We start from the raw sequence: 16833 nt of genomic DNA on the forward strand, positions 1-16833 counted from the left end.
GCGCGGGCCTCTCACGCCACCCGCCTCTATTTGGCGTCTTGCGCACTTGCCGCCGCGTCCATCAGCTTTTTCCGATCTTCTGGTGTCAGCCTCGGGGGATCGAGCGTGATGGTCAGCTTGTCGATCGTGCCGGTGAACCTGAACGGCACCTGGTAGTCCCCGTCATCCACTGGCGTGCCGGTATCCGCGCCGACGTCGAACGTCTCGTCGATCGGCAGAAGCAGCGGGATCGTGCGCTCCAGCGTCTGGCGGGCCACCTCCTTGCCGTCCACGCGAAACACGCCGGTGCCGCCACGGCCGATGCCGCTGATGTCGTTGAAGGCAAGGGTCGCAAAGCCAAGCCCGTCATATTTGAAGTCGTACTCCAGCATATGCTTGCCCGGCGACAGCGCGTCCGGCCCTTCCCAACGCACCCGCTTCAGGTCGAGCAGGTTCCACAGGAACACCGGCTTGCCCTTCAGCAGGTAGAGGCCGTAGCCACCGAACCGTCCGCCGTCGGTGACGATCATGCCCTCGGCACCGCCCGGCGGCACGTCGATCTCCGCCGTGATGGTGTAGGAGGTGTTCAGCAGACTCGGTGCGGCGCCAGTGGGGATGCCGGTGACCGTCTCGCCCGAATAGGTGAACACGTCCCTTCCGGCCGCCAGCCTCGGGCGCGGCGCCACCAGCCGCGTCGCGACCGACGCGTCGAGCGGCAGCACCTGGTGCTTCGCGAACTCGGCGAACATCAGGTCGGTCATTGCCCGCATCCTGGCCGGATTCTGGGCGGCCACATCGGTGTACTGCGTCCAGTCATGCCGCACGTCGTACAGTTCGAACCTGAAGGCACTGGCCGGGTTCTCGATCGCCTTGCCGACCAGCTCCCATGGCGCGCGAGTGGGAACCGCGCTCAGCATCCATCCGTCGTCATACAGCCCCTGCACGCCCAACATCTCAAAGTATTGGGTGGGATGGTTCGTGGCTGCGTCGGCGTTGGCCTTGTCGAAAGTATAGGCCAGGCTCACGCCCTCGATCGGCTTCTGCGCGATGCCGTCCACCATCACCGGCGCGGGGATGCCGGTGACCTCCAGCAGCGTCGGCACGATGTCGATCACATGGTGGAACTGCCAGCGGATGCCGCCCTTGTCTGTGATGCGCGCGGGCCAGGAGATCGCCATGCCCTGGCGCGTGCCGCCGAAGAACGACGCGATCTGCTTCGTCCACTTGTACGGCGTGTCGAACGCCCAGGCCCACGGCACCGCAAAGTGGTTGTAGGTCTGGTTGGTGCCCCAGGCGTCGTACCACTTCATCTGCTCGGCCACCGGCAGATCGATGCCGTTGAACGCAAGATTTTCGCTCGGCGTGCCGTTCGGCGTGCCCTCCGCCGAGGCGCCGTTGTCGCCGCTGATGTAGATGATCAGCGTGTTGTCGAGCTTGCCCAGGTCCTGCACGGCCTGGACCACGCGGCCGATCTCATGGTCGGTGTAGGCCAGGTAGGCCCCATAGACGTCCGCCTGGCGGATGAAGAGCTTCTTCTCGTCGTCGTTCAGCGTGTCCCACCTCTTCAGCAAAGCGTCCGGCCAGGGCGTGAGCCTGGCGTCCGCCGGGATCACCCCCAGCCGCTTCTGGTTGGCGAAGATCTCGTCGCGCAGCGCGTTCCACCCCTTGTCGAAGAGGTGCATGTCGCTGATCCTCTTGATCCATTCCGGCGTCGCGTGGTGCGGCGCGTGGGTGCCCCCGGGCACGTAGTACAGGAAGAACGGCATCGTCGGATCGATGTCGTTGAGCTGGTTCATCCAGTGGATGGCCTCGTCGGCCATGGCGGTGATCAGGTTCCACTCGGGATGCCCGATATACGGGTAGATGGCCGTGGTGTTGCGGAACAGGTTCGGGGTCCACTGGCTGGTGTCGCCGCCGATGAACCCGTAGAAATACTCGAAGCCCATGCCGATCGGCCACTGGTCGAACGGCCCGGCCTGGCTCGCCTGGTAGGTCGGCGTGTTATGCTCCTTGCCGAACCAGGAGGTGCGGTAGCCGTTCTCCAGCAGGATCCGGCCGATCGTCGCGCTGTCCCTCTCGATGACGCTGTTGTAGCCGGGGAACCCGGTCGATTGCTCGGAGACGACGCCGAAGCCCACCGAGTGGTGGTTGCGGCCGGTGATCAGCGCCGCCCGGGTCGGTGAGCAAAGCGCGGTCGAGTGGAAGTTGGTGTAGCGCAGCCCGTCATTGGCGATGCGGTCGAGCGTGGGCGTCGGGATCACGCCGCCGAAGGTGGACGGCGCCCCGAAACCGACGTCGTCGGTCATGATCAGCAGGATGTTGGGCGCACCTTTCGGCGGCACCACGCGCATCGGCCACGCCGGTTTGGACTGGTCGGCGTTCAGCCCGATCTGGCCCCGGAACGGCTGCGCCGGCGGCGGCAGATAGCGGCCGTCGATCGTCGTCGTCGCCTCGGGCGAGCCCGGCACACCGGTGGTCTGCTGCGCGACCGCCGGCTTGTCGATCACGGCAACGAGGCCGGCGATGGCAAGGACGAATCCGGCGAGCGCAGGCGTGATCCGATAACCTGGCATGGTGCCTCCGCTTCAACGGTTGGCCGACAGGCGCGTGCATGTCGATCGAAGCTGTACGGGACAGGCTGTTCGGAACGCATGAAACCGGGATGGGACAGCAGCGGTTGCGCGACCCGTTTCCGGTCAAGGGGCGAGAATCTGAAGCTGCGAAGTGCCACGATACCATCGGCACATCTCAAATATGCGTAATTCATGAATTGCGCAGGAAAAGTTAGCCGGCGGCGTTCGGCCGCCCATCTGTTCTGGCGCCGCAATTACAAGTACGCGCTTTTTCAGCGCCTGTTCTTTTGGTCGGGCCGGAATACCCCGCAGGCACCACGGTCAACGGCGTCGCCATCCGCCGCGACGCCACCCCGGCCGAAGCGGTCACCTGCCCGTCGCCGCCGCAACGACCCGGTTGAAGCCCAGCTCGGCCAGGTCCAGGCTGCTCGCGCTACGACCCCATGACATTGCGCCGGGTCGGCGGCGCCGTCCGGAGGCGGCCGTTTGCTGACCCACGCGTCCCCAACAGCTCGACCGTCCTGCCGCTCATGGGACCAGCAACAGTTTGCCGGTTGTCTTGCGGCTCTCCATGTCCGCATGCGCCTTTGCCGTCTCCGCCAGCGGATATACGCCGCCGATCCGGACCTCGAGCCTTTCCTCGGCGATCCAGTCGAACACCTGCGCCGCGCGGGCGCGCAGCAGCTCCGGCGTATGGATGTGGTCGAAGAAGACCGCGTAGCCGAGCTTGATGCTCTTCGGCAGGCTCATGATGTCGAGCAGGCCGGGACCGCCCAGGACGGGGCCATACCAGCAGAAGGTTCCTGACCGGCGCAGCACGTCGAGCGACCCTTGGAAGGTCGCCGGCCCGGACCCGTCATAGACGACATGCACGCCCTCGCCGCCCGTCAGGCGGATCGCCTCCTCGGCGAACCGGCCCTCGGCGTCGACGATCACGTGGTCGGCGCCGGCCGCCTTCGCCATGGCGACCTTCTCTTCCGACGACACCCGCCCGATGACATGGCCGCCGCGCAGCTTGATGATCTGGGTCAGCAGAAGGCCCAAGCCGCCTGCCGCCGCGTGGACGAAGGCGACGTCGCCAGGCTGCACCGGATAGAAATCGGTAGCGAAGTGGCTGGCGGTCAGCCCCTGCATCATCACCGACGCCGCCGTGCGGTCGTCGACCGCGTCGGGAACCTTCACCAGGGACGTAGCCGGGATGGCGATCCGCTCCGCATAGCTTCCGGGCGCATAGACCCAGGCGACCCGATCACCAGGCGCGAAGCCCTCGACGCCGTCGCCCACCGCCAGGACCCTGCCTGAGCCTTCCACACCGAGGACCTTGGGATTGGGCGTCTCGGTCCAGGCCATGCCCTGCCGCACGCCGATGTCCATGAAGTTGACGCCCGCATAGGCGATCTCAACCAGCGCCTGGCCGGGCCCCGCCACGGGGGCCGGACGCTCGACATGCTCCAGCAGCTCCCAGCCGCCCACACCGTTCATCACCACGGCTTTCATCGACTTGCTCCGTTGCCAAACGACCGTTCCGCAGCTGGTCAAAAAAAGGGGTGCCTACCGCAGCGCCCTGAGCGTCATCTCGGCGAGCCGGGTCAGGGCGGCGCGATCCGCGCCGCCGCGGCCGGCGACCCGGATGCCGGAGATGTTCGCGATCAGAAAGTCGGCGGTCGCCTCGGGGTCGAGATCGGACGCCACATCGCCATCCCTCAGCCCGTCCCGGACGCGGGCGGCGATCGCCTCGCGCAGGGTCCTGGCCAGGGGCGCCTTGACCTCGGCGAGGTCGGGGCGGGAGACGCCGAACTCCCAGGTCGAGCCGACGCCGAGGCAGGGCTGATCCGCCGTCTCCACGACCCGGTTCAGCATCGCCGCGATCCCTTCGATGGCTCGCAAGCCGCTGCGGAGCGCCTCGAAGTGCGCCGCACACTCGCCCATCCCGTAGCGGCGCACCGCCGAGCAGTAGAGCCGCCACTTGTCTCCGAATGTGTCGTACAGGCTCTGTCGGCTGATCCCCATGGCGTCGACGAGCATCTGGGCCGAGGCGCCCTCGAACCCGTGCTCGCGGAAGACCGCGATGGCGCCGTCGAGGGCCGCGTCTGTATCAAATTCCCGGGGCCTTGCCATGAGCCCCATCTGGTCGTTCAGGAACGATCGTTCAAGAAACCCCATGTTAAAATGTGGGCGATGGGCGCAAACCGGTCATCGTCGGCCCGCTGTCGCAATGACCGCTCACTGCCTCGAACCGAAGCCTGGAGCGTCTGCTCACCGGATACGGCGGAGGCCAGGCCGCTTGCCCACCCGGGTTTTTGCACAGCCTGCCCCGGAACGCCCCAACGATCACGCCCCCTCTGCATGCACCGCGAGTATGGCGCACACCGCCTCATTGGCCGGCGTCGGCACCCCTGCCTCCTGCCCCATGCGCACCACGTCGCCCGCCAGGAACGGCAGCTCCAGCCGCCGCCCGCGCTTGAGGTCTTCGTGCATCGAGCTGTTCATCTCCGCCGGCAGCCCGTCCACGAACGCCAGCCGCCCCTGGGCGTAGTCGGCCGGCAATGGCACGCCGCGGGCGCGGCCCACCGCCACCACCTCCTGCATCAGCTGCAGCAGGAAGGCGCGGCTGGCGGGGTTCTCGCGCACCGGGCCCAGCGTGCTGCGCATCGTCGTGGTGGCGCCGGACAGGCCCACCAGGAACACCAGCTTCTCCCATTGCCGCAGCTCGATCGCCTCGGTCAGCTCGGCGTCGATGCCGCCGGCCGTGCAGGCGGCCAGGAAGGCCTGCGTGCGGTCCGACCGGCTGGCGTCGAACTCGCCGAACACCAGGCGCTGCATGGTGCCGACATGCGCGATCACCCCCGGCCGCGCGATCGCAGCCCCGATATAGCCGACGCCGCCGAACACCCGCCCGGGGCCGAACGCCGCGCGCAGGATCGCATCCTTGCGCACGCCGTTCTGGAAGCTCACCACCGCCGTGCCCGGCCCCACCACCGGGGCGGCCAGCCGGCAGGCGGCCTCGGTGTCGTGCAGCTTCACCGCGATCATCACCAGGTCGGCCGGCGGCAGGCCCGCGGGATCCTCGGTGGCGGGCACGTCCGGCAGATGCAGGTCGCCCAGGCCGCTTTCGATGCGCAGCCCCTCGGCCTGCAGCGCCCGCAGATGCGCGCCGCGGGCGACGAAGGTCACGTCCGCCCCGCCCTGGGCCAGCCGCCCGCCGAAATACCCGCCCAGCCCGCCGGCCCCGACCACGATGATCCGCATGGGTTCCGTCATTTTTCCGTCCTGTTCTGTGGCAGCGTCAAAACGATACGCCGGATGCGGCTATTCGGCCCGTTTCTCAACGGTTCGGCAATACTCCGGCGTCACGCTCCCGCCGCGGGACAGCCCTCGGATCCCGGACACACGAAGCGACGGGGCGGAGATGCCTGTGGACATGCGCGACCTCTGGCGCCGCCGGCTCGGACTGTCCGGCCGGCTGTACGCGGCAATGTCGGCGCTGCTGCTGACGCTGGCGCTGCTCGCCGGCGGCGGCCTGCAGGTCGCCGCCGGCACCGCCGCGCCGGCGATGGCCTTGTGGGTGGCCGGCGCCGCCCTCTGCCTGCTCAGCCTGGCCTTCCTGCGCGGCGCGCCGGCGCGGCTGAGCCACCTCTCTTGCGCCGTCGCCAGCCTGCGCGCCGGCACCGCGGCGCTGGAACGGCGCGGCGACGCGCTGCAGGCGGCCAACCGGCGCTTCGAGGCGGCGCTGAACAACATGGCCCAGGGCCTGCTGATGCTCGACGCGCAGCAGCGCCTGCTGGTGTGCAACCGCCGCCTGCTGGAGCTCTACCACCTGCGGCCCGAGGCGATGCGCCCGGGCGCCACCCTGCACGACATGCTCCGCCACAGCATCGAGATGGGCAACCATCCCGGCCGCAGCCCGGACGCGCTGATGGCGGACCTGCACGCGCATGTCCGGCCCGGCCATCGCGGCATGTGGGAGCACACAATGCCGGACGGGCGCGTGCTGGCCGCGCGGTGGCAGCCGATGCCCGGCGGCGGCTGGATCGGCACGTTCGAGGACATCACCGAGCGGCAGATGTCGGTGGCGCGCATCGCCCACATGGCCGGCCATGACGGCCTGACCGGGCTGCCCAACCGCACCGCCTTCCACGAGGCGATCGGCCGTGCCCTGGGCCGTGCCCGCCGCGGCGAGGACTTCGCCGTGCTGTGCATCGGCCTGGATCGCTTCAAGCAGGTGAACGACACGCTCGGCCACCCGGTCGGCGACGCGCTGCTGCGCGACGCGGCGCTGCGCCTGCGCCGCTCGGTGCGCGAAATCGACACCGTCGCCCGCTTCGGCGGCGACGAGTTCGCGATCGTGCAGGCCGGCCTGGACCAGCCCGGCGGCGCCGAGGCGCTGGCCCGCCGCGTGGGCGAGACATTGAGCCAGCCTTTCACCATCGACGGGCAGGTGATCGTCGTCAGCGCCTCGGTCGGCATCGCGCTGGCCACCCGGGACAGCCACGACGTGCACCTGCTGTTGCGCAACGCCGACCTGGCGCTGTGGCGCGCCAAGCAGGACGGGCGCGGCACGTTCCGCTTCTTCGAGCCCGAGATGGACACCCGCGCCCAGGCCCACCGCGCGCTGGAAATGGACGTGCGCCAGGCCCTGGCGCGCAACGAGTTCGAGCTCTACTACCAGCCGCTCGTCAGCATCGACAGCCGCCGCGTGAACGGCTTCGAGGCTCTGCTGCGCTGGCGCCATCCCAGCCGCGGCCTGGTGCCGCCGGACGCGTTCATTCCGCTGGCCGAGGAGATCGGCCTGATCGGGCCGATCGGCGCCTGGGTGCTGCGCACCGCGTGCATGGAGGCCGCCGGCTGGGCCGCTCCCGGCGGCGGTGCCCCGCCACGCGTGGCCGTGAACCTCTCGCCCCTGCAGTTCGCCGGCCACGGCCTGGTGGAGACCGTGCAAGCCGCGCTGGCCGCCAGCGGGCTGCCGGGCGAGCGGCTGGAGCTGGAGATCACCGAAAGCGTGCTGCTGCAGGACAACGCAACGACCCTGGAAACCCTGCACCGGCTGCGCCGCCTGGGCGCGCGCATCTGCATGGACGATTTCGGCACCGGCTATTCCTCGTTGAGCTATCTGCGCAGCTTCCCGTTCGACAAGATCAAGATCGACAAGTCCTTCATCCAGTGCCTTGCGGACAGTGAGGAAAACGCCGCCATCGTGCGCGCCATCGCCGGCCTGGGCGTCTCGCTCGGCATCGCCACCACCGCCGAGGGCGTGGAAACGCTGGCGCAACTGGAGCACGTCATCGCCAAGGGCTGCACGGAGGTGCAGGGGCATTTCTTCAGCCCGCCACGCCCCGCCCGCGACGTGCCGGTGCTGCTGGCCGCCGCCCTGCAGCGCGAGGCCGCGTAGCGCCGGGCTTCGGCTTTATCGCCGCGCCGCGCGCAGCCGGTCGATCTGCGCGGTCAGGAACATGGCCAGGTCCGTTGCCGCCGCGGCGTCGTCCGCGCGCAGCCCGGCCAGCAGCGCCGCCGCCGACGGGGCCTGGTCGAGCAACGCCGGAGAGCCCGGCAGTTCGGCGCCGTCCTGGGCGCGGCGGACGGATATGAGGTGCCTGCGGTCGCCCGCGAGCGGCGCCGGCAAGGCGAAGATATAGCCGCGGGCGGGGCTGCCCGTCACCGCCTCCAGGTCCGCGCGCGGATGGTCGGCGAGCACCGCGCCCACCACGTCGCCGTTCACTGCCACCTCCAGCAGCACGGGGCGGCCGGGATTGCCGCGGTCATGCGCCCAGCCGGACAGCCTGTCCGCGGCGACGCGGCCGAGGATGCCGGCCAGCTCGCCGGGAACGACGCCGGCGCGGGCGTCGATGCGGCGGCGGATGCGCACCAGCGGCGCCGCGATGGCGGCGCCGCCGCCGGGCACGGCGCCTGGGTATTCCACCGGCTGGCCCTCGGCCAGAAGCCCGTCGGGCTGCTTCAATTCCACCTGGATATCGGCCGCCTCACCCGCCGCCTCGGTGATGCTGGCGCCGTTCACCAGCAGCAGCGCGGGAACCGCAACGACGCTGTCGCCATCGGGCAGCAGCACCGCCTGTCCGGGCGCCAGGACCAGGTCGCGCCGCGGCAGCCCGTCGGCCAGCGCGCCGGCGGCGACGCGCACCGGTGGCTGCCCCGGGCCGCGCCGGCCGATGCCCACGACGCGGCGGACCTTTCCGGCGGGCGTCAGCACGGCGTCGCCCACGGTCAACGCCTCCACTGGCACCTGGCCCAGCGGGGTGGCGATGCGGGTGCCGGCGCGCAGGCCGCCGGATGCGGCCGCCGCTTCCTGTGCCGGCGCCGCCCGTGCCGGCCCGATCGCCTTGTTCGTCATCCGCCCGTCCGCGCCCGGTTGTGCGCGTCATTCTAGGGCGGCGCGGTGCCGGCGGCCAATGTCACCGAACCGTCGCCGCCCGGTCACGCGGCGATCATCGGCCGGCGTCTATCAGCACGCCCCCCAGCCCGGCCGCGCCGCCGACGCGCCCGGTGGACCGGACCGCGCTGAAGCTGCCAGACTGCGCCGCAACGATCTGCGTGACTCCGGCGGGGCGGACAGCCGCTCCGCCGTTTTCGATGGAAGAAGCCCGATGATCCTCGCCCAGCTCACCGACCTGCACTGCGTCGCCCACGGCCGCCCCGCCATGGGCCGTTGCGAGACCAACATGCTGACCGAGCGTGCCCTGCGTGCCGTGCGCGCCTTCCGCCCGCGGCCCGACGCCATCGTCATCACCGGCGACCTGACCGACAACGGCCTGCAAGCCGAATACGAGGAAGTGGCGGCGATCCTGGCGCGCACCGCCGAAGCCCCGGTCTACGTCATTCCCGGCAACCACGACCGGCGCGAGGGCGTGAAGGCGCATCTGGCGCACCTGCCCGGCGTGTCCGACCACCCGACCTTCGTGCAGTACACGGTGGAAAATCTGCCGGTGCGCCTGGTAATGCTGGACACGGTGGTGCCCGGCGTCGGCCACGGCGAGCTGTGCGCGGACCGGCTGGCCTGGCTCGACACGACGCTGGCGGAACAGCCGGACCGGCCGACGCTGATCGGCATGCACCACCCGCCCTTCACCTGCGGCATCCGCCACATGGACCGCATCAACCTGCGCGACAGCGCCGCGTTCACGGCGGTGATCGCGAAGCACAGGCAGGTGCAACGCATCATCAGCGGCCACCACCACCGCCCGATCAACGTGCCGGTGGCCCACGCCATCGCCTCGATCGCGCCGTCGGTGGCGCATCAGGTGGAGCTGGACCTGTTCAGCAGCGCACCCGGACAGTGGAACCTGGAGCCGGCGGCGTTCCAGGTGCATGTGTGGATGGAAGAGGTCGGGGCGATCGTTTCGCACACCGCTTATGTGGAGAATTTCGCCGGGCCGTTTCCGTTCCTGGCGGATCCGGAGTATCCGGGGAAGGCGTAGGCAAGGCCAGGGGCTTTGCCCCTGGACCCCAGCAAAGGCGGAGCCTTTGCAATCCCGGACTCTCTTGGATGGATCAGCGGCCTTCAGGTTATATCGACCTTTGCCGGCGGACCTATCCGATGACGGGTTTGGGTGGAAAGCGGCCGTCCGGCCAGTCGCAAACACGTCAGACGGCGTTGCATAATTAAAGAATTTCGCACACCCTTCTCGCTGTGAAACTTGCGATTCTCAGCTGTGACCGTCCCGCCATCCAGAACAATTACCTCAACTTCGGCAGCGCCAGCCCTATACTGTTTTGCCGCTTGGTAGGCGGCGCTTTCATACCAGCGATTGGCAGCTTCCATGTCCGGAAACTCTATCAGCACGGCGGCTTCGAGAGGACCTTTCCCCTCCAGCAGCCTGAACGGCGTATAAGCGGCGAGATGTGTTGCGCCCGAGCCTGCAAATGAGGGTGCAGCATGGGACCAGTATTCCTCTAGTCCCCGTCTGTCAGTCACGGATTTCACCGTGGCGATCACATAAGCCGGCATCGTTCGCTCCATTGGTGAGTCCAGTCAGGAACAGGACGTGGCGAGAAATGCGGCAACGCGCCGAAACGCACCACACTGTCGCCAGCAACTTAAGCGGTTATGATCTTTCCATCCCATTCTCCCCCGGCGGGGAAGGAGGCATGTTCATGAATGAGCCACCACTCACCGCCACGCCGTTCAAAACAGTCGGTTTGGCGCACCAATGCTTGTTTTGTATCTCCACTCTTGAGCACGATGTTGACTCTCTGAATCGTGCAAACAATTCCCATGTCGCCGTTTATCACCACATCCTCTTCGAGAATGTCGATTTTGCATGACTTAAAGCCGCTAAATACACGGTCAAACATCTTCAGCGCCGGCTGAATGCCTCTTGAGGCAAAAGCAGGGATGTCGAACCATAGGGCGTCTTCTGACCAGTGTTTCGTGCTTTGCGCACCTGTCATGGACTGAGCCATTTCCTTGACGATGGAGGTAAGAACTTCCTTATCGCGCTGCTGGCTGCCGGTGATCCTTGTCATGGCGACTTCCCTTTCGATTTGCGGAGGCTCTGTTTCAATCTCCGGTGACGAATACCTATCCCATCCCAGGAAGAGGGAGTAGAAGGGCATGTGGAATAGGATCAATTCCGTTATTGGAATACATTGGGGACGTAGATGGACCGGATGGATGCCATCAGTCTCTTTGTCCGGGTCGTTGACAGCGGCAGCTTTTCTGCCGTCGCCCGCACGCTTGGCGTTGGCCAGCCGGCGGTCAGCAAACAGATCGCCGCGCTCGAAGCGCATCTCGGCGCTCAGCTATTGCAGCGAACCTCGCGCAGCCTGACCCTTACGGAGGCCGGCCGCGACTTCTACGAGTCCGGCGTGCGCCTTTTGGGCGATCTCGAAGCGGCGGAATCACGTGTCGGACGCGGCCGCATCGCGCCTTCGGGGCTGGTGCGAGCGACAGTCGTGCCCGTCTTCGGCCGACTCTATGTCGTGCCGCGATTGCACGAGTTTTTCGTGCGCTATCCTGATGTCGCAGTCGACCTGGTGGTCGCCGACCGCCTGATGAACCTAGTGGAGGAGGGTATCGATCTCGGCGTCCACAATGGCGAACTGTCTGACTCCAGTCTGATTGCCCGCAAGATCGCGCAAACGCCGGTCGTGACCGTCGCCACCCCTGCCTATCTCGAGGCGCACGGTGAACCCGCGATACCGGCCGAGCTCGAGCAGCACTTCTGCATTATCTACGCCCCGCAAGGCGCGCCGCGCATTTGGGGTTTTCATGGCCGCTTCGGCCCGACCACCCATCAGCCGAAGGGGGCCTTCCGCACCAATGACGCGGAGCAAATCCGAACCGCCGTTCTCGCCGACCTCGGTATCGCTCACACGCCCGGCTGGCTTTTCGCGTCAGAGATTGCCTCCGGCGCCGTGCGGCCGGTGCTCACGGATTACGAGCCCGCCAAGCTCTCGATCAGCGCTGTCCGGCCGGGCGGCCGCTTCCTGGCCAGCAAGGTCAGGGTGTTCATCGACTTTTTGGCCGAGATCTTCGCCCAAGATCCGAGCCTTGCGCTGTAGCAAAGGCCGACGTTTCCGCTTTGCGCCAACTTGGGAAGGACGGGCAGTGCATATCTTAAGAAATATGCAACACGCTGTCGCACCTGTGGATTCAATGACTTAGACTGTGCATAAGTGCGGTGCGGAAGTCCCGATTGAGACGGTCGCGGCAAGGCGCATTCGGCGGAGTCCGCTTTGGGTCGAATGCAGTCTTCGGGCAGGCGCCCGTGTCCCGTTCAGAAACCCATCGCCTTCCGAACCTCAACCTTCGCCACCTCGTAATCCGCCCGGTACGCAGCATCAGCAAACATCACCGCTGCCATAGCCGTCCCGGCGCGCCGCCCGGCTACCAAATCGTTCAGATAATGCATCCCACCGATGACGCGGCTTTACGCGTATTCGTCGGCGCGGGCCCAGATGATGCCTTTCTTTTCCGGCAGCATGCTGGCCAGGATGATCGCGGTCACGGTCACGCGGGTGGTCTGGCCGGACGGACAGGCGCCACTCCAGCACGGATACTTCACGGCATCGAGGTTGCCTACATCCACGAACGTGCCGATGATCCGCTCATGCCTGTCCGTGACCGCGTCGGCGGCCGTCTCATTGGCCGCCCGCGATACGCCCCCACACCCCGGCCGAACAGCGCCTTGAACGCCTTACCCGGCGTGCCGCTTCACCCAGGCGACATACTTGTCCATCCAGCCCTGAAGGAACGCCTTGCTGCCTTCCCCGATATTCCCGGCCTTATCGAACAGGCCGTCTGTGGCCTGGATGAAAGCTTCGGGTTCGCCGAGCGTCGGCATATCCAGGTAGGCCAGGGTATTGCGCAGATGCTGCTGCGCGACCGCAGTTCCAACAGCGCCCACCGACACACCCAGGATCCCGGCCGGCTTCCCGGCCCAGGCGCTTTGGCCATACGGGCGCGAGGCGTTGTCGATCGCGTTCTTCAGCACGCCGGGGATCGAGCGGTTGTATTCGGCGGTGACGAACAGCACGCCACTGGATCCGGCAATCTCGCTTTTGAGCCGCTTGACGGGATCGGCCTGATTCGCGTCGTCATCCTGGTTGTAGAGCGGCAAGTCGTCGATCCGCACCTGCGTGAACGAGAAGTCTGGCGGCGCCAGCTTGACGACAGCGGTCGCAAGCTTCCGGTTGAATGACTCCCGCCGAAGACTGCCGACGACGACAGCGATCTGGTATTGGGTCATGGTGGCTCCCCTGGAACGACGTGACTTCCGGCTGTCGCACCCAGACTAGAGCAATCCCGGCCCGGATGGAATCGCGCGGCGATTCCAGGCCACGGGACGTGATGGGGCCGGACGGAGAGCCGGGGGACCCGCGATAGTCCGCGCGACACTGCAGGCGCCGGCCGCGACATGGCGCCGTGGCGCCTGAATCAGAACGTATCCAGCGGGATCTTCAGGTAGCACACCCCGTTGTCCTCGGCCGGCGGCCGCTGGCCCGCGCGCATGTTCACCTGCACCGACGGCAGCAGCAGCTTCGGCACCGCCAGCGTCCTGTCGCGCGCGGTGCGCAGGGCCACGAAATCGGCTTCGCTGATCCCGTCATGCACGTGCACGTTGCGGGTGCGCTGCTCGGCCACCGTGCTTTCCCAGGCGTATTTGTCGCGCCCCGGCGCCTTGTAGTCGTGCGCGGTGAAGATGCGGGTATGGCCCGGCAAGGCGAGGATGCGGTGGATGGAGCGATACAGCGCCGCCGCGTCGCCGCCGGGGAAATCGGCGCGCGCGGTGCCGAAATCCGGCATGAACAGCGTGTCGCCGACGAAGGCGGCATCGCCCACCACATAGGTCAGGCAGGCCGGCGTGTGGCCGGGCGTGTGCAGCACGTCGGCCAGCAACTGGCCGATCGGGAAGCGCTCGCCGTCGGCGAACAGGTGGTCGAACTGGCGGCCGTCGGTCACGAAGGACGGCTCGGCGTTGAACAGGGTGCGGAACACCTCCTGCACCCGGCGGATGTGCTCGCCGATGGCGATCTTCGCCTGGCCCAGCCCCAGCTCCGCCAAGCGGCGCTTGAGGTAGGGCGCGCCGGACAGGTGGTCGGCATGGACGTGCGTCTCCAGCAGCCAGTCCACGGTCAGGCCCTGGTCGCGCACCGCGGCCACCACGCGGTCGGCGTTGGCGGTGCCGGTCCGGCCGGAGGCGGCGTCGTAGTCCAGCACCGGATCGATGATGGCGGCCCGCTGCGTGGCGGGGTCGGACACCAGATAGGTGATGGTGTTCGTCGCCTCGTCGAAAAAGGCGGTGACATCAGGGTGCATGCGCATCCTCCGTTGGGGCCCGGCGCGGCACTCTACCATGGAGGCGGCGGGAATGTTGCTGTCAGGTGTTCGTGAAGCGTAACGGGGGGCCCACGTCAGGCCGCGGCGAACAGCTCCTCCACATCGGCCTCGGTCATCCGCAGCGCGCCGCCGCGCTCGGCGTGCAGGATGCCGGCGGCCAGGGCGCGCTTGCGCTGCTTCAGCACCTCCATCTTCTCCTCGATCGTGCCCAGCGTCACCAGCTTGTGCACGAACACGGCCTTGTCCTGGCCGATGCGGTGGGCGCGGTCGGTGGCCTGGTCTTCCACCGCCGGGTTCCACCACGGGTCGTAATGGATCACGGTGTCGGCGGCGGTCAGGTTCAGGCCGGTGCCGCCCGCCTTCAGGCTGATCAGGAACAGCGGCACCTCGCCCGCCTGGAACCGGCGGATCGGGGTGGCGCGGTCGCGCGTGTCGCCGGTCAGCAGCGCATGCGGCAGCTTGGCCGCCGCCAGCCCGTCCTGGATCAGGCCGAGCATTTCCGTGAACTGGCTGAACAGCAGGATGCGCCGTCCGTCCGCGATCATGTGCGGCAGCAGTTCCATCAGCCGGTTGAACTTGGCCGACGTCGTCCGGCTGCGCCGCACCGACGCCAGCTTCAGCAGCCGCGGGTCGCAGCAGGCCTGGCGCAGCTTCAGCAGCGCATCGAGCACGATGATGCCGCTGCGCGCCAGCCCGCGCGCGGCGATGGCCGCCCGCACCCGCGCATGCATGGCCAGGCGGATGCTTTCGTACACGGCACGCTGGTCGGCCGCCATGTCCACGGCCTCGGGGATTTCGGTCTTCGGCGGCAGGTCCGGCGTCACCTCGTCCTTGGTGCGGCGCAGCAGGAACGGGCGGATGCGGCGCGCCAGCAGCGTCCGGCGCTCGGCATTGCCGGCCTTCTCGATCGGGGTGCGGTAGCGGGCCTGGAAGCCGCGGCGATCGCCGAGGAAGCCGGGGGCGACGAAGTCGAACAGCGACCACAGCTCGCCCAGATGGTTCTCCAGCGGCGTGCCGGACAGGCACAGCCGCTGGCGCGCCCGCAGGCCGCGCACGCGCCGGGAGGTGTCGGCCTGCGGGTTCTTGATGGTCTGCGCCTCGTCCAGCACCACGATGTGCCAGTCCTGCGCGGCCAGCGCGGCGTGGTCGCGGGTCAGCAGCGGATAGGTGGTGAGCACGAGGTCGTGGCGGGGAATGGCGGCGAAGCTGTCCTTGCGGGCCGGGCCGTGCAGCGTCAGCAGCTTCAGCGCCGGCGCGAAGCGGGCCGCCTCCAGCCGCCAGTTGGCGACGAGGCTGGTCGGGCAGACGATCAGGGCGGGGCGATCCAGCCGCCCCGCGGCCTGCTCGATGGCGATATGCGCCAGCGTCTGCACGGTCTTGCCCAGGCCCATGTCGTCGGCCAGCACCCCGCCCAGGCCGGCCGCGCGCAGGAACTGCAGCCAATCGACGCCGCGGGCCTGGTACGGGCGCAGGACCGCCCGGAAGCCGGCGGGCAGGTTGGCCCGCGGGATCGAGCCGGTCTCGTGCAACTGCCGGCCCAGCGCGCGCAGGCTGTCGCCGCCCTGCCAGACGATGCCGCGCCCGGCGGTTTCCGCTTCCAGCGCCGCCAGCTCGGCGGCCCGCAGCCGCGACAGGCCCACCTGCCCGTCCTTGTCGCCCGAGGGATTGAACAGTTCCAGCAGGGCGACGGCGATCGGGCGGATGCGCGCCATCGGCAGCGGCAGCAGCCGCCCGTCATCGAGCGTGATCCAGACCTGCGCCGCGTCTTCGCCCGGCACCTCATCAGCGGCGGCGAACAGGCCCAGCCCCTCGCGCTCGATCAAGCCCAGCAGCGGCGGCACCAGGTCGATGCGCGCGCCGTCCACGCTGACGCCGACATCCAGCTCGAACCAGTCGATCCCCGAGCCTTCGCTGATGCGCGCCTCGATGTCGCCGCTGAGCGTGGCGAGGCGGATCGGGAAGTCGTCGGCGATCTCCACCTGCCAGCCGTCGCGGCGCAGCGCCGGCAGCGCGTCCAGCATGACATCCAGCCAGCCCGCGAGGTCCGACTCGCTGTCGTTCAGCAGGAAATCGTCGCGATGCGGGTCCTGGGCGAAGACCGGGTGCATGGCGCCGAGCGGCAGGAAGTCCAGCGCGGCCAGGCGCCCCGCGGCATCCCGCTCGGCGACGGCGTCGCGCCGGATCTGCAGCAGCGCCCCCTCATGGGCATGCAGGCCCGGCCCGGGCTGCAGCGCCGGCAGGGTCACCGGGCCGTAGCGGAACGACAGCCGCGCCATCGGCTCCTGCCACCTTCCGGCATTCCAGCCCGGGCGCGGCCCGCCGCCGCGCAGCAGGCGCACATCGAACGGCACGCTGCCGGCGAACAGCCGCAGCACCGGAACGGGCGGCCCCGCCACCACGCGCGGCGGGGCCAGCTCCTGCGGCGCCAGCGCGGCCAGCGCCGGCAGGCGGCGCGCCATCTCGGCCCGCACCAGCGGCGCGGCGTCG

At 68.5% G+C, this 16833-nt stretch carries 15 protein-coding genes; 3 read left to right on the top strand and 12 right to left on the bottom strand.

Annotated elements, in window-relative coordinates; all coding sequences use genetic code 11:
• Window positions 1–26: 26 nt before the first annotated feature.
• The 4 genes from OL599_RS21720 to OL599_RS21735 form a co-directional block, all read right to left on the bottom strand.
• The gene (locus tag OL599_RS21720) at window positions 27–2552 is read right to left on the bottom strand and encodes an arylsulfatase (RefSeq protein WP_264716120.1); all 2526 of its coding nucleotides are present in this window, start codon (window positions 2550–2552) and stop codon (window positions 27–29) included.
• 528 nt (window positions 2553–3080) lie between these two features.
• Window positions 3081–4049 (bottom strand): quinone oxidoreductase family protein, encoded by a 969-nt coding sequence (locus OL599_RS21725; protein ID WP_264716121.1) that lies wholly within the window; start codon window positions 4047–4049, stop codon window positions 3081–3083.
• Between the two features lie 54 nt (window positions 4050–4103).
• A complete protein-coding gene (locus OL599_RS21730) occupies window positions 4104–4715 on the bottom strand; it encodes a TetR/AcrR family transcriptional regulator (protein WP_264716122.1) in 612 nt (203 codons plus the stop codon).
• A gap of 168 nt (window positions 4716–4883) precedes the next feature.
• Window positions 4884–5813, bottom strand: a complete 930-nt coding sequence (locus tag OL599_RS21735; protein ID WP_264716123.1) for a ketopantoate reductase family protein — start codon at window positions 5811–5813, stop codon at window positions 4884–4886.
• A 160-nt stretch (window positions 5814–5973) separates the two neighbouring features.
• Between OL599_RS21735 and OL599_RS21740 the strand changes: the two genes are divergently transcribed.
• Window positions 5974–7941 (top strand): putative bifunctional diguanylate cyclase/phosphodiesterase, encoded by a 1968-nt coding sequence (locus OL599_RS21740; RefSeq protein ID WP_264716124.1) that lies wholly within the window; start codon window positions 5974–5976, stop codon window positions 7939–7941.
• Window positions 7942–7956: 15 nt separating this feature from the next.
• Here the strand turns inward: OL599_RS21740 and OL599_RS21745 are convergent, their stop codons facing one another.
• Window positions 7957–8898 (bottom strand): Hint domain-containing protein, encoded by a 942-nt coding sequence (locus OL599_RS21745; protein ID WP_264716125.1) that lies wholly within the window; start codon window positions 8896–8898, stop codon window positions 7957–7959.
• A 253-nt stretch (window positions 8899–9151) separates the two neighbouring features.
• Here OL599_RS21745 and OL599_RS21750 point away from each other — a divergent pair, with 253 nt between their 5' ends.
• Window positions 9152–9982 (top strand): phosphodiesterase, encoded by an 831-nt coding sequence (locus OL599_RS21750; RefSeq protein ID WP_264716126.1) that lies wholly within the window; start codon window positions 9152–9154, stop codon window positions 9980–9982.
• An 83-nt stretch (window positions 9983–10065) separates the two neighbouring features.
• Here OL599_RS21750 and OL599_RS21755 read toward each other — a convergent pair whose 3' ends face one another.
• Both OL599_RS21755 and OL599_RS21760 read right to left on the bottom strand, forming a co-directional pair.
• A complete protein-coding gene (locus tag OL599_RS21755; protein ID WP_264716127.1) occupies window positions 10066–10512 on the bottom strand; it encodes a DUF1330 domain-containing protein in 447 nt (148 codons plus the stop codon).
• 89 nt (window positions 10513–10601) lie between these two features.
• Entirely contained in the window at window positions 10602–11030 is a 429-nt protein-coding gene (locus tag OL599_RS21760) for a YybH family protein (protein ID WP_264716128.1), read from the bottom strand.
• A 135-nt stretch (window positions 11031–11165) separates the two neighbouring features.
• Here OL599_RS21760 and OL599_RS21765 point away from each other — a divergent pair, with 135 nt between their 5' ends.
• Window positions 11166–12068, top strand: coding sequence for a LysR family transcriptional regulator (locus OL599_RS21765; RefSeq protein ID WP_264716129.1), 903 nt, complete (start codon window positions 11166–11168; stop codon window positions 12066–12068).
• Between the two features lie 215 nt (window positions 12069–12283).
• Here the strand turns inward: OL599_RS21765 and OL599_RS21770 are convergent, their stop codons facing one another.
• The 5 genes from OL599_RS21770 to OL599_RS21790 form a co-directional block, all read right to left on the bottom strand.
• Complete coding sequence (locus OL599_RS21770) at window positions 12284–12418, bottom strand: hypothetical protein (RefSeq protein WP_264716130.1); 135 nt, start codon at window positions 12416–12418, stop codon at window positions 12284–12286.
• Window positions 12419–12436: 18 nt separating this feature from the next.
• Window positions 12437–12595 carry a hypothetical protein gene (locus tag OL599_RS21775; RefSeq protein WP_264716131.1) on the bottom strand — a complete coding sequence of 53 codons (159 nt, stop codon included), beginning with the start codon at window positions 12593–12595 and terminating at the stop codon, window positions 12437–12439.
• 108 nt (window positions 12596–12703) lie between these two features.
• Window positions 12704–13255, bottom strand: coding sequence for an NADPH-dependent FMN reductase (locus OL599_RS21780; RefSeq protein WP_264716132.1), 552 nt, complete (start codon window positions 13253–13255; stop codon window positions 12704–12706).
• 188 nt (window positions 13256–13443) lie between these two features.
• Complete coding sequence (locus tag OL599_RS21785) at window positions 13444–14331, bottom strand: MBL fold metallo-hydrolase (RefSeq protein ID WP_264716133.1); 888 nt, start codon at window positions 14329–14331, stop codon at window positions 13444–13446.
• Between the two features lie 89 nt (window positions 14332–14420).
• Window positions 14421–16833 (bottom strand): DEAD/DEAH box helicase (locus tag OL599_RS21790; protein ID WP_264716134.1); only part of this gene is annotated, 2413 nt, incomplete at its 5' end.

Origin of the sequence: Limobrevibacterium gyesilva (assembly GCF_025989185.1) — a bacterium.
Classification (GTDB): domain Bacteria; phylum Pseudomonadota; class Alphaproteobacteria; order Acetobacterales; family Acetobacteraceae; genus Limobrevibacterium; species Limobrevibacterium gyesilva.